The following is a 13,464-nucleotide window of genomic DNA, read 5'->3' as shown; positions in this document are numbered from 1 at the left end:
TTGCCAAACGGATTGCCATGAGCCACTCCCACGTTCTGCATCGTTCCCTACGCCAGACGCCCCCTGTCGCCGTCAAAGGCCAAGGCGTGTGGATCCACGACAGCGCCGGCCGCGCGTACCTGGACGGTTCCGGCGGCGCCGCCGTGTCGTGCCTGGGGCATAACCATCCCGACGTCCAGGCCGCCATGCACGCCCAGATCGACGCGCTGGCCTATGCCCACACCAGCTTCTTCACGACCGACGTCGCCGAACAGCTGGCCGCGCGGTTGGTGGCGGACGCGCCGCAGGGCATTTCGCACGCGTACTTCGTGTCGGGCGGGTCCGAGGCGGTCGAGGCCGCGCTGAAGATGGCGCGGCAGTACTTTGTGGAAATCGGCCAACCGCAACGGCGCCATATCGTGGCGCGCCGCCAGAGCTACCACGGCAACACGCTGGGCGCGCTGGCGGTAGGCGGCAACGCGTGGCGCCGCGCGCAATTCGCGCCGCTGCTGATAGACGTGGAGCACGTGTCGCCCTGCTACGCGTATCGCGACCAGCAAAGCGGCGAAAGCGCCGAGCAGTACGGCGAACGCCTGGCGCGGGAACTGGAACAGACCTTTGAGAAGCTGGGCCCCGACACCGTAATGGCGTTCGTGGCCGAGCCAGTGGTGGGTGCGACCAGCGGCGCCGTCACCGCCGTGCCCGGCTACTTCAAGCGCGTGCGCGAGGTCTGCGACCGCCACGGCGTGCTGCTGATTGCCGACGAAGTGATGTGCGGCATGGGCCGCACGGGCACGCTGTACGCGGTGGAACAGGAAGGCATCGTGCCTGACCTCATCACCATCGCCAAGGGCCTGGGTGGCGGCTATCAGCCCATTGGCGCCGTGATGGTCCAACAGCGCATCGTGGACGCCATGCAGCAAGGCAGCGGCTTCTTCCAACATGGGCACACCTATCTGGGCCACGCCATCGCCTGCGCGGCCTCGCTTGCCGTACAAGACGTGATCCGCCGCGACAACCTGCTGCAACGCGTGCGCGAACAAGGCGCGGGTCTGCGACAGCGGCTGGAGCAGGCGCTGGGCCAGCATCCGCACGTGGGCGACATCCGCGGGCGAGGTCTGTTCATGGGGATTGAGCTGGTGCAAGACCGCGCCACCAAGCAGACCTTCGACCCCGCGTTGGCGCTACACGCGCGCATCAAGCGCGAAGCCATGGCGCAGGGGCTGATGGTGTACCCGATGGGCGGCACCATCGACGGGCGCCAGGGCGACCACGTGTTGCTGGCCCCGCCGTTCATCATTTCCGATGACGAGCTGGACCAACTGACCGAACGACTGGTTGGCGCCATCGACACGGCGCTGAACGCGGTCCGCCGCGACGTGTGATCCGGTATGCCGATCAGCCCGCTCGCGCGCGCCGCCAAGGCGGCAACGCCCCGATGGTCAGCGCGCGCAAAAACCACTCTACGGGGCCGTATGCGTGATGCTTTAACCACCATGCGGACCACGGCAGCTGCGCGGCGAATATGGCGGCCGCGATGCCCACGGTTGCCAGCGGCGACACCGACGCAAACAGGCGCAGCCCCCAGCCGGTGAACAGGAACGCGCAAATGACCGACTGCATCAGGTAGTTGCTTAACGCCATCCGCCCTGCCGGCGCCAGCCACGCCGCCAAACCGCCCAATGCGCGGGTACGGAACGCCAGCAGAAACGCGGCGGCGTACGACATGCTTAACAGCGGCGCCGTCAGCAAGTCCACCGCCAGCCCGGGCAATTCCCAGGCGGCACCGGCAAACGGCAGGGACGAGGTCGCATACAACGCCGACCCCGCCAGGCCGGGCAGCAAGCCGAACGCGCACAGCAGCCACAGCACGCGCGGTTGCCGCCACGGGTCGGCCAGCGCTTGGCGCCGGCCCAGCGCGTAACCGGCGAGGAACATCGCGAAGACGAACGGCCCTTGCACGAACAACACCATGAACCACACCGAGGTCGTTAATTCCTTGATGTGCTGCGAGATGGTTGTGCCAATCGTGCCGCGATACGCCTCGATGGACGCCAGCGCGTCGGCCCAGTACTGCGCCTCGTAGCCGGCGGGCACGGGGTCCAGGAAACTGAGCAGGCCCAGCACCCCCCACGCCGTTGCGGCCAGCACGATCAGCCACAGCGCGGTGTGCAGCGCATGCCGGAGTGCAATCCGGCGGCACGCCAGCAAGCCCAGGCCTAACAAGGCGTAGGTCAGCAGGATGTCGCCTTGGTAGAACAGCACGGCGTGCAGTGCGCCCAGCACGGCCAGTCCAGCCAGCCGTCGCACGAAGCGCGGGGCGAAGGCTGCCCGGCTGCGTTCAGCCGCCGCCATCTGCAACGTGAAGCTGTAGCCGAACAGAAAGGAAAACAGCAGGTAGAACTTGGTTTCGAACAGGCAGGCAATCAGCCAGCGCACCACCAAGTCCAGCGGACGGGAGTAGGTCGGATCGGCCATGCCCGCGCCGTAGAACGGCGACGAGAAAACGCCGATGTTCACGACCAGGATGCCGAAAAGCGCAAAGCCGCGCAGCGCATCCACGTGCGCCAGGCGGCTGGCGGGCATGGCATGCGCGGCGGCGTGAGTCATGGGCGCGCGCCCCGGCATGGCCTGTGGCCTTACCCCAGCACGGGCGACAAGACCGGCTGCTTGGGGCGCACGTCCAGCTGACGGCCCTTGCGCGCGCGCTTGCCCACATACGGCGCCAGCGCGTCACCCACCAGGATGTCTTCGGTCAGCTTGTTGCGATAGATGCCCGTGGCGCGCAGGCCGCGAGCGCCAATCGGCACGGTCTGGTCCAGCTTGTCGGACGCGTCCAGACCCATCAGGATGGTGCCACGGCCCCCGCCCGACAAGGACTTGCATTCGTCCAGCCCAAACACCAGGAACTTGCCCTTGGCCGACAGCAGCGCCAGTTGCGTGGCGCCGTCGAACAAGGGCACCGGGCGCAGCATTTCATCGCCGGTTTCCAGCGTGATGAACTGCTTGCCGGCGCGCTGGCGGCTGACCATGTCGGACAGCTTGGCCGCAAAGCCATAGCCGCCGCGCGTAGCCAACAGCCAACGCGATTCAGGCGCGGCCGCGATCGTGTGCACGATGCGCGTGCCGGATTCCAGATCGATCATGGTCGTGACCGGCTGGCCGTCACCCCGCGCCGAGGGCAAGCCCGCGACCGGCACCGAATACACCCGACCGTTGTCGCCCATGGCGATCAGCGTATCGGTGGTGCGGCATTCGAAGGCGCCGTACAGGTCGTCGCCCTGCTTGAAGGTGAACTGCGCGGCATCGTGGCCGTGGCCCTGACGTGCACGCAGCCAACCCTTTTGCGACACGATCACCGTCACCGGTTCGTCCAGCACCTTGGTTTCGAGCACGGCGCGTTCGGCCGTTTCGATCAGCGTGCGGCGGTCGTCGCCATACTGCTTGGCGTCGGCCTCGATTTCCTTGATCAGCAGGCGCTTGAGCGTCGTCGGATTGTCCAGCAGTTCCTGCAACGAAATCTGGTCCTTGCGCTTGTCGGCCAGTTCCTGCTCGATCTTGAAGCCTTCAAGGCGAGCCAGCTGGCGCAAGCGCATTTCCAGAATGTCTTCGGCCTGGCGCTCGGACAGCTTGAAGCGTTCCATCAGCGCCGCGCGCGGCTCGTCGGATTCGCGGATCGTCTGGATGACTTCGTCCACGTTCAGGTAGACCAGCATGCGGCCTTCCAGCACGTGGATGCGGTCGGTGACCTTGTCCAGGCGGAAACGCGTGCGGCGCACCACGGTGTTGGTGCGGAACGCCACCCATTCGACCAGGATGTCGCGCAGGCCCTTCTGGCGCGGCCGGCCGTCCGTGCCGATACACACCAGGTTGATCGACGAGCTGCTTTCCATGCTGGTCTGCGCCAGCAGCGTGTTGACGAATTCGTCACGGTCCACGCGCGAGGTCTTGGGTTCGAAGACCAGACGCACCGCCGCATCCTTGCCGGACTCGTCACGCACGGCGTCCAGCAGGTTCAGCATCACGGCCTTGGCCTGGGTCTGCTCGGGCGTCAGGCTCTTCTTGCCGGACTTGACCTTGGGATTGGTGATTTCCTCGATCTCTTCCAGCACCTTCTGGCCCGAGGTGCCCGGGGGCAATTCGGTGATGACCAGCTGCCATTGGCCGCGCGCCATTTCTTCGAACTGCCAGCGCGCACGCACCTTCAGGGACCCCCGGCCCGCGCCGTAGATCTGCGCGATATCGGCGGCCGGCGTGATGATCTGGCCGCCCCCGGCAAAGTCGGGGCCGGGAATCATGGCGTGCAATTCGGCGTCCGGCAGTTGCGGATGCTTGATCAGCGCCACGCAGGCCTGCGCCACTTCGCGCAGGTTGTGCGGCGGCACCTCGGTGGCCATGCCCACGGCAATGCCGGATGCGCCGTTCAGCAGCATCATGGGCAGCCGCGCGGGCAGCATTTGCGGTTCTTGCTGGCTGCCGTCGTAGTTGGGCACGAAGTCGACCGTGCCTTCATCCAGCTCATCAAGCAGCAGCTTGGCGATCGGCGTCAGGCGCGCCTCGGTGTATCGCATGGCGGCGGCGTTGTCGCCGTCGCGCGAACCGAAGTTGCCCTGGCCGTCGATCAGCGGATAGCGCAGCGAGAAGTCCTGCGCCATGCGCACCATGGCGTCATAGGCCGCCTGGTCGCCGTGCGGGTGGTACTTACCCAGCACGTCGCCCACCACGCGCGCGGACTTCACCGGCTTGGCGCCGGCGGCCAGCCCCATCGCCTGCATGGCGAACAGGATGCGGCGTTGCACGGGCTTTTGCCCGTCGCCCACGTCGGGCAAGGCGCGGCCGCGCACCACGGACACCGCGTAGTCCAGATAAGCCTGTTCCGCGTAGCGCGCCAGCGTGATGGCGGCATTGGCATCGCCGTCGCCATCGGGCGGGGTGGGGTCGAACAGGCCGGGTTGATTGCTGTCGGTCATGGTTATTCAGGTAGACAATTTCATCGAAACGGCGTCAATGCGCCCTTACGCGGAGGGGGCCAGCTGGGTGTCGGCGACATGCGCGCGCAGTTGGGCGCGCACCGCTGCCAGCGTGGCGGCGTCCTGGCCGCGCTTGGGAATGATCACGCCTTGCAAGGTGCCCAGAATGACGTACAGGTGCTGCGGCGTTTCCTCGACGCGGCGGATATCCGACCATTCCATCCGGCCGGAAGCGCTGCCGGTGGTATCTAGAATGCCGTCGGGGCCAAAGTCCAGCTGATGCCGTCCCAGGAAAAGGTCGTCGGGCTGCTTCTTGAGCATGCGGCGCGTGTTCATCCGGACCAGCGGTGGCAGGACGAATTCATACGCCAGCGCCAACAGCACCAGAATGCCCAGGCCGACCGCCAGCCCTTCGAAATACACGGGCAGCATCCGCGACCAGTTGGGCCCCTTGCCGTCCCAGGTCTGCCAGACCAGGTAGGCAAAAAGCGCCACGATCATCAGCACGCCAAAGCGCAGGTGCGAACGATACCGACGCCGGCGCAGTTCGGGCCGCCGGTATACATAGGCGGCGAACTCGGCGTAGTCGTCAGCCGTCATGTCGACGGTCATGCGGGCGGAGTCGGAAGCGGGGTCGGGCAAGGTGGACGTCATCAGATGTCCAGCTCTGCCAGGTTGCCCTTTTCCTCGATCCAGGCGCGGCGCTGCGAGGATTCACCCTTGCCCATCAGCATGTCGAACATGCGGGTGGTGTCTTCGGGGGTTTGATCGCCGTAGCCCACGGGCAGCAGGCGGCGCGTGTCCGGATTCATGGTGGTTTCCCACAGTTGTTCCGGGTTCATTTCGCCCAGGCCCTTGAAGCGGCTGACGGACCAGGCGCCTTCGCGCACGCCTTCCTTGCGCAGCTTGTCTTGCGCGGCTTCAAGCTCGCCTTCGTCCAGACAGTAGATCTTGCGGGCCGGGCGCTTGCCCTGCGCGGGCACATCCAGCCGGAACAGAGGCGGCTTGGCCACGAACACGTTGCCGGCTTCGACCAGCTTCGGAAAGTGCTTGTAGAAAAGCGTCAGCAGCAAGACCTGGATATGCGAGCCGTCGACGTCTGCGTCCGACAGGATGCAGATGCGGCCATAACGCAGGCCGGACAGGTCCGGCGTGTCGTTGGGGCCGTGGGGGTCTACGCCGATCGCCACCGAAATGTCGTGGATTTCGTTATTGGCAAAAAGCCGGTCGCGGTCCACTTCCCAGGAATTGAGCACCTTGCCGCGCAGCGGCAGGATGGCCTGGAATTCCTTGTCGCGCCCCATCTTGGCGGACCCGCCCGCGGAGTCGCCCTCGACCAGGAACACTTCGGTGCGGCTGGCATCGCTGGATTCGCAATCGGTCAGCTTGCCGGGCAGCACGGCCACACCGGAGCTCTTGCGCTTTTCGACCTTTTGGGCCGAGCGCTGGCGCGCCTGCGCCTGGCGAATTGCCAGTTCGGCCAGCTTCTTGCCGTATTCGACGTTGCTGTGCAGCCAGAGATCCAGCGCGCTCTTGGCAAAGCCGCCCACCAGACGCACAGCATCGCGGCTATTCAGCCGTTCCTTGATCTGGCCTTGGAACTGCGGGTCCAGCACTTTGGCCGACAAGACAAAGCTGGCGCGGGCGAACACGTCTTCGGGCAGCAGCTTCACGCCCTTGGGCAACAGGCTGTGCAATTCGGCAAAGCCCTTCACGGCGCCGAACAGGCCTTCGCGAAGGCCGGATTCGTGCGTGCCGCCGGCCGGCGTCGGGATCAGGTTGACGTAGGACTCGCGCACGGCGTTGCCGTCTTCGGTCCAGGCCACGACCCATTGGGCGCCCTCGCCTTCGGCGAAGTTCTCGTGGTCGGCCCCGGCGTACTGCTGGCCTTCGAAGAACGGCACCATCAGTTCGGCGCCGGTCAGCGCTTCGGCCAGGTAGCCGCGCAAGCCATCCTGGTATTGCCACGTCTTGGTGTCGCCGCTTTTCTCGTTGACCAGCGTGACTTTCACGCCGGGTAGCAGCACGGCCTTGCTGCGCAGCAGGTGCGTCAGTTCGCCCAGCGGAATATTGGGGCTGTCGAAGTACTTGGCGTCGGGCCAGACGCGCACGCGGGTGCCCGACTTCTTGCGGCCGCCCTGGTCGTACGGCGCCAGGGGTTCGGCAACGTCGCCGCCCTTGAACACCAGCCGGTTGACCGCGCCGTCGCGCCAGACCACGACTTCAAGCCGGGTCGCCAGCGCGTTGGTGACGGAAACGCCCACCCCGTGCAGGCCGCCCGAAAAGGCATAGGCGCCGCCGCCCGCCTTGTCGAACTTGCCGCCCGCGTGCAGGCGGGTGAAGACCAATTCGACGACGGGCGCGCCTTCTTCGGGATGCAGGCCGACGGGGATGCCCCGGCCGTCATCCTCGACGGACACGCTGCCATCACTGTGCAGCGTGACCTGTATCTGTTTGCCGTAGCCGGCCAAGGCCTCGTCTGCGGCGTTATCTATGACCTCCTGCACAACGTGCAGGGGGTTTTCGGTGCGGGTGTACATGCCCGGGCGCTGGCGCACGGGCTCCAGCCCCTTCAGGACGCGAATGGACGCCTCGGTGTAACGTGGAGTGGCCAAGTTATCCCCAACATCTGTGGAAAAAAACCGACATTTTACGGATAAGCCTAGATTCTGCGCGGCTCCCGGTGGGTTGCGCACGACCTGACCAACTCCGAATTCGGTAGGATGATGACAGTCACAGCCGGCGCGTCAGGGCTTGATGGCCCGGATCGCAAACGACTGCGCCGCAACATCCTACACAAAACCAGCAAACCCTGTTGTTATTAACAGTGGTATGCCTGTTGTTATTGACAGTGGTATGCTTTAGCCCATTCCACATACAAGAACAACGGCAAGGCGCGTCCCTTTTTACGCGCCTTTTGCTGCCGAACCGAGAATCACCATCATGAGCGACCAAATCAAGAACGTCAGTGACGCAAGCTTCGATGCCGATGTGTTGAAATCCGGCCAGCCGGTGCTGGTGGACTACTGGGCTGCCTGGTGTGGCCCGTGCAAGATGATTGCCCCGATCCTGGAAGAAGTCGCCACCGAGTACGCAGGTCGCCTGACGATCGCGAAGCTGAACGTGGACGAAAACCAGGGCACCGCCACCAAGTACGGCATCCGTGGCATCCCCACCCTTATGCTCTTTAAAGACGGCCAAGCCGCCGCCACCAAAGTTGGCGCGCTGTCGAAGTCGCAACTCACCGCATTCCTGGACGGCGCGTTGTAAACCGCGTGCTGTGAACGAAGGCGCCGCCCTGGAGGCGGCGCTCATTCAATACCGCGCGAGCCCGTCCGTGGCGCGCCGCCAGAACCCTCCTTTACTTTTCCCCCACATTCACCGCGATGCACCTCAACGAACTGAAGGCGCTGCACGTTTCGCAGCTGCTCGAAATGGCCGCTGGCCTGGAAATCGAGAACGCCAACCGCCTGCGCAAGCAGGAATTGATGTTCGCCATCATGAAACGGCGCGCCAAGCAAGGCGAGCAGATCTTCGGCGACGGCGTTCTGGAAGTCCTGCCTGACGGCTTCGGTTTCCTGCGCTCGCCCGAGACCTCGTATCTGGCCAGCACGGACGACATCTACATCTCGCCCTCGCAGATCCGCCGTTTCAACCTGCACACCGGCGATTCCATCGAAGGTGAAGTGCGCACGCCGAAAGACGGCGAACGCTACTTTGCGCTGGTCAAGGTGGACAAGGTCAACGGCGTGGCGCCCGAAGCGATCAAGCATCGCATCATGTTCGAGAACCTGACGCCGCTGCACCCGAACCGCACGATGCGCCTGGAACGGGACATCAAGAGCGAAGAAAACCTGACGGGCCGCATCCTGGATGTGTTCGCCCCGATCGGCATGGGCCAGCGCGGTTTGATCGTCGCCAGCCCCAAGTCGGGCAAGACGGTGATGATGCAGCACATCGCGCATGCCATCACCACCAACTACCCCGACGCCGTCATGATCGTCCTGCTGGTGGACGAGCGCCCGGAAGAAGTGACCGAAATGCAGCGCACGGTGCGCGGCGAAGTGGTGGCGTCGACCTTCGACGAACCCGCCACGCGCCACGTGCAAGTGGCTGAAATGGTCATCGAAAAGGCCAAGCGCCTGGTCGAAATGAAGAAAGACGTCGTGATCCTGCTGGACTCGATCACCCGTCTGGCCCGCGCCTACAACACCGTTGTGCCGGCCTCCGGCAAGGTGCTGACCGGCGGTGTGGACGCCAACGCCCTGCAACGCCCCAAGCGCTTCTTCGGCGCGGCCCGTAACCTGGAAGAAGGCGGTTCGCTGACCATCCTGGGTACGGCGCTGATCGAAACCGGCAGCCGCATGGACGAAGTCATCTACGAAGAATTCAAGGGCACGGGTAACTCCGAAGTCCACCTTGAACGTCGTCTGGCTGAAAAGCGCGTCTACCCGTCCATCAACCTGAACAAGTCGGGCACGCGCCGCGAAGAACTGCTGATTGCCCCCGACCTGCTGCAAAAGGTGTGGGTGCTGCGCAAGTTCATCCACGACATGGACGAAGTGCAATCCATGGAGTTCATCCTGGACAAGATGCGCGCCACCAAGACCAACGCCGAATTCTTCGACATGATGAAGAAGAAGTAAGCCCACGTTCGGTAAGCCGACGTTCGGTGAGCCGACGCTTCGCGTCAAAGAAAAACCGCCTGCATTGCATACAGGCGGTTTTTTTATGGGCCTGCTTACCTGGCCCGGCTCTAATGCTCAATGAATTCCGGCATGGCGCCACGCGCGGGGGCCGTGAATGGACGCGGCGTCTGCTTGTCTGCCGGCTTGTCTGCCGGCTTGTCTGCCGGCTTATCGCCTGACTTATCGCCTGACTTATCGCCCGACTTATCGCCCGACTTGCCCGACGCCTCGATGGGCTCGATCTGCGGATCGTCCCAATTACCCGTCACCGAATACTCCATCGTCATCGCGCGCGCCAGCGGCTGCTTCAGCAGCCATTGCGTGACAAAAGCGCCCAGGCCAATCAGTGGGTTCACGGCCAGCGCCGTCACCATGGCGGCCCCGCTGGCGTCCAGATTGGGGATGACCACCGCCTTCAAGTCCCAGCGTTCGCTGATGATGTTGACGCCGCCCGCCAGGACAATTGCCGCCACGGGCCCGTTGATCTTATAGCCTTCGGTGGACATTTTCCCATCGGCCATCTTCACGCGGCCCCGGATGGTATCGAACGGAAATCCGTCGCGCAGCAGGTTGGTCGGGTTGATGTCCAACCGCGCCAGCCGTTGCAGCGATTGCAGCGACAACAGCTCCAACAGCCGCGCCGTACGAGAGTTCACATGCATGAATCGGCCCTTGTCCAGGCTGATATCGACCTCGCCCGACACGTCCGCCACGTTGTGCTTCCACGGCAGATTGCGCCAGGTTGCCTTGCCCTGCGCCGTGCCCGAGCCAGCGGAGACGACGTTCTCAAAGCCGATGCGGTTCATGAACTTGCCCAGGTCCACGAAGTTGGCGTTGGCGTCCACGCTCAAGCCGCGATCCGGCCCTTCCAGCCGCCACGTGCCGGTGGCGTTCAGATTGGCGGCATCGTTGGTGATCGTCAGTTTGTCCAGCCGCCACTGGCGCCCGCGTTCCAGGTTCGTGCCCACCACCTGAAGCTCGCCCACGTTCTTGCCATATAGAAAGAACTCCTTGGCTTGCAGGTCGATGGCGGGAATATCGGATAAATCGTTGCCTGACGCCAGGGCCTTATCGGCTTCGTTGGAGTCGCCCTCGCCACCGAACGCCAGGTGCTTCATCCGCGCCTTGATCTGGCCCGCAATCGCGCCCGAGGCCTCCTGCCATTCCAATGACCCGGTGGCCTGGCGCGACTGGATGTCCACCCGCCATTGAGACGGCCCGGGACGCATGGCATACAGCGTCAGGTCATTAAGCGTGTAGCCGCTGGAGCGCAACATGCCGGTGGCAAGGCTGATGCGTTCGGGCGGCGGAAAGACCGGCTTCGCAGCGGCTTTTTTGCCGCCGCTTTTGCCCGACGGCGTGTCGAAGCCGTTCACTACGGCTTCCCAGCCGTCCATGTCCAGTTCGGGCAGGCTGGCGTTCAGGCTCATTCCGCGGTCCGGCAGGCTGGCGGGCCGGCCGATGCCCAACGCGCCGCGGGCAAAGTAAGACGGAGACGCGTCGGCCGGGTCACGCTCGAACAGCGCGTTGACGTTTTCGCCCAGGCTGGCCGTCAGCCAGCGGCGGTCTTTCGTGCCGCGGTCCTGGGCCGCGCCCCACTGCAATTTCAGTAATTGCGATGACGAAGCCGCTTTGCCCACCGGCGCTGGCATGTCGATGGCCATGCCCGAGAGATTCGATTCCATCGAGATCTCGACCGACCCGCCCTTCTGGTAGCCCAGCCGCCCCTTGTAGGCCGTCTTGCCCGAAAAGCGCGACATCGAGGGCATATTGCCCAGTTGCGTCAATCCGCCCGCCGTCAGTGTCCCTTCAAACTGAAGTGCGTCCGAGTTCTGCGCCAGAGTGCCGAAAATCTTTACGGGCCCGCCGAGGAACTGCGCGCGCAGCTCTTTGGTCTGCACCCCTTTTTCAGAGAATTCCAGATCGCCGTGCATCTCCTTGAGCAAGGGCATTTCCGGCATGAAGGTAAAGCTGTTGTCCGAGAACAGGATGTGACCCTGCACCTGCGTGTCGTCGGTGTTCAACAACGGCACCTTAAGTTTCAGCGGCACCCGCCAGTCGCCGGTGCCGCGCGCCTCGTCCAGCGCCCCGTCCAGCAACCCGCCAAGCGGGGAATTGGCCGCCATCGCCAGATAGGCCGACACCGGACCGTACGTCTCGCCGTTGAGCAACAATTCCGCGCCCTGGTCCATGTTGGGGATCGTGGCTGTCACCGCCCCCATATTCAGCGTCTGCCCCGGCCCGGTGCTCGCAGTGGCGCCCCCGGCGCTATCCAGCGTCAGGCTGACCTTGTCGATACGGAAATTGCCGGACAGGTTCTCCAACATGGGCCAGCCCTTGCGTCGCTGGCCGGGCGGCGCGTAATCGACCTTGGCGCCGGCGTACGCGCCGGCGATGACGAATTCGCCCACGGCGTTCGGCGCGGCGAATGGGAAATCGTCCAGATCGCCCTTGAGCAAGATGGAGGCCGACCGCATTTCGCCTGCGGGCAAGCCCCCCGCCAGCCATTCGCGGGCGTCGGCGTTGACTTCTAGCGGCAGGTAACGATGGATGGCCGACATGGCGCCACGCACCATCGTGCCGTGCATGTCGACGCTGCCCGCCGCCGTCTTGCCTTCGCGCTTCCACTGGCCCTGCAAGCGCACGTCCAGATCGTCGTTCACCACATGCAATCGGGCCACATCGACAAACCAGTTCTTGGCATCCGGCCCTTTCACCTGCGCATCCACGGCTAATTCACGCGCGATCAGGGTCGGCTCCTGGAACACGCCCGGAAGCGTCACTTGCAGGTGCTGCGCCGCGCCCTTCAGCGATACATCGGCGGCCCCCGGGCTACGCGCCAACGGCACCCCGTCCACCTGGAAAAAATCCCCGAGCAGCCCCTGCAAACGAAATTGCGCCGATGCGCCGCGTACCGCGGTACCGTCCTTGGCGGCCGCCCAGTCCACGCCGCGTACCGCCACGTCGGTCGTCAGGTCAGTGAACTTGCCGCGTTCCAGTTGCAGCCACGCACGGGCGGCGATGCGTCCCGAGATGACGGGGGCCGGTACCCACGGCGCCCACGCTTGCGGTTCGACGTCATCAAGCTCTGTATAAAGCTGGCCGCTCCAGTTGGCGGGATTGGCCGAGTTGGCCGCGAACAGGCTGCGATTGAATTCGCCGCGCAGTTCGACCTTGCGCGCCAACGCATCACCGGCCGAGGCGCGCAGCACGAAGCGATGCGACAGGCTGCCGTTGCGCATGACGAAGTCAACGCCGGTCAACGGCAGCGCGGGCGCGCGGCGTAAATCGTCTTGCCAGATGATGGTCGCGTCGTTGATGGCCAATTCGCGCTGGCGCACCAGCCAGCGCAATGCGGGGTGGTCCAGGTCGGACCGATGATCGCTGGCATTCAGATCGATGTTCTGGCCAGCCACCCACAGATGGTTATCGGGATCGCGGCGCAGGGTCAATTCAGGCTTGCGCACCTGCAAGCGCACCAGCCGGGGCGACAAAGTCAGCACGCTGCGCCACGCCAACACAGCGGATACGGAAGGCAGGGACAGAACCGGCGTGGCGCTGTCGTCCACGACTTGAACCGAGGTCAGGTCCAGCCGGGGGTTCAGGCCCTGCCATTCGGCCTTGATGTCCCCGATGGTGACGCGCGCACCCAGTGCTTCGCTGGCGTACGCTTCGATCTGTGGACGCCATTCGGCCACACGGGGCAATACCCAATAGCGCACGCTCAGAAAGCCGACCGCAACCACGCCATAGATGATCAGCGCGGCCCAGAACAGGCAGCAGAGCACGCTACGCGTGCGCGGCACGGGGGCTTTTTTTGAAACAGA

General features: G+C 64.6%; 8 protein-coding genes. 3 read left to right on the top strand and 5 right to left on the bottom strand.

All coding sequences use genetic code 11. From position 1 onward, the window contains the following. Positions 1–17 precede the first annotated feature (17 nt). On the top strand, positions 18–1,364 hold the full coding sequence (locus AC6LJY_RS17165) for an aspartate aminotransferase family protein (protein ID WP_498136414.1): 1,347 nt from the start codon (positions 18–20) through the stop codon (positions 1,362–1,364). Positions 1,365–1,377: 13 nt separating this feature from the next. On the opposite strand, the gene AC6LJY_RS17160 is transcribed toward AC6LJY_RS17165, so the two are convergent. Genes AC6LJY_RS17160 through parE form a run of 4 tightly spaced genes read right to left on the bottom strand, consistent with a single transcriptional unit; the run spans position 1,378 to position 7,564 of the window. Next, positions 1,378–2,589, bottom strand: coding sequence for a DUF418 domain-containing protein (locus AC6LJY_RS17160; RefSeq protein ID WP_498136413.1), 1,212 nt, complete (start codon positions 2,587–2,589; stop codon positions 1,378–1,380). A 29-nt stretch (positions 2,590–2,618) separates the two neighbouring features. After that, complete coding sequence (parC, locus tag AC6LJY_RS17155) at positions 2,619–4,949, bottom strand: DNA topoisomerase IV subunit A (RefSeq protein ID WP_046803712.1); 2,331 nt, start codon at positions 4,947–4,949, stop codon at positions 2,619–2,621. A gap of 45 nt (positions 4,950–4,994) precedes the next feature. Next, complete coding sequence (locus AC6LJY_RS17150) at positions 4,995–5,603, bottom strand: YcxB family protein (RefSeq protein ID WP_219992031.1); 609 nt, start codon at positions 5,601–5,603, stop codon at positions 4,995–4,997. After that, entirely contained in the window at positions 5,603–7,564 is a 1,962-nt protein-coding gene (gene parE / locus AC6LJY_RS17145; protein WP_046803714.1) for a DNA topoisomerase IV subunit B, read from the bottom strand. The genes AC6LJY_RS17150 and parE overlap by 1 nt, the downstream gene beginning before the upstream one ends. A 328-nt stretch (positions 7,565–7,892) precedes the next feature. Here parE and trxA point away from each other — a divergent pair, with 328 nt between their 5' ends. After that, positions 7,893–8,219, top strand: a complete 327-nt coding sequence (gene trxA, locus AC6LJY_RS17140; RefSeq protein WP_006218534.1) for a thioredoxin TrxA — start codon at positions 7,893–7,895, stop codon at positions 8,217–8,219. Positions 8,220–8,335: 116 nt separating this feature from the next. Beyond that, positions 8,336–9,595, top strand: coding sequence for a transcription termination factor Rho (gene rho / locus AC6LJY_RS17135; protein ID WP_006218533.1), 1,260 nt, complete (start codon positions 8,336–8,338; stop codon positions 9,593–9,595). 110 nt (positions 9,596–9,705) lie between these two features. Here the strand turns inward: rho and AC6LJY_RS17130 are convergent, their stop codons facing one another. Then, positions 9,706–13,443: a YhdP family protein gene (locus tag AC6LJY_RS17130; RefSeq protein ID WP_498136412.1), complete on the bottom strand. Its 3,738-nt coding sequence runs from the start codon at positions 13,441–13,443 to the stop codon at positions 9,706–9,708. Between the last annotated feature and the right edge of the window lie 21 nt (positions 13,444–13,464).

This window comes from Achromobacter sp. RT286_PF, assembly GCF_059760425.1.
The sequence above is the reverse complement of the archived record's forward strand: the minus strand, read 5'-3'. Positions and strand labels throughout refer to the sequence as shown.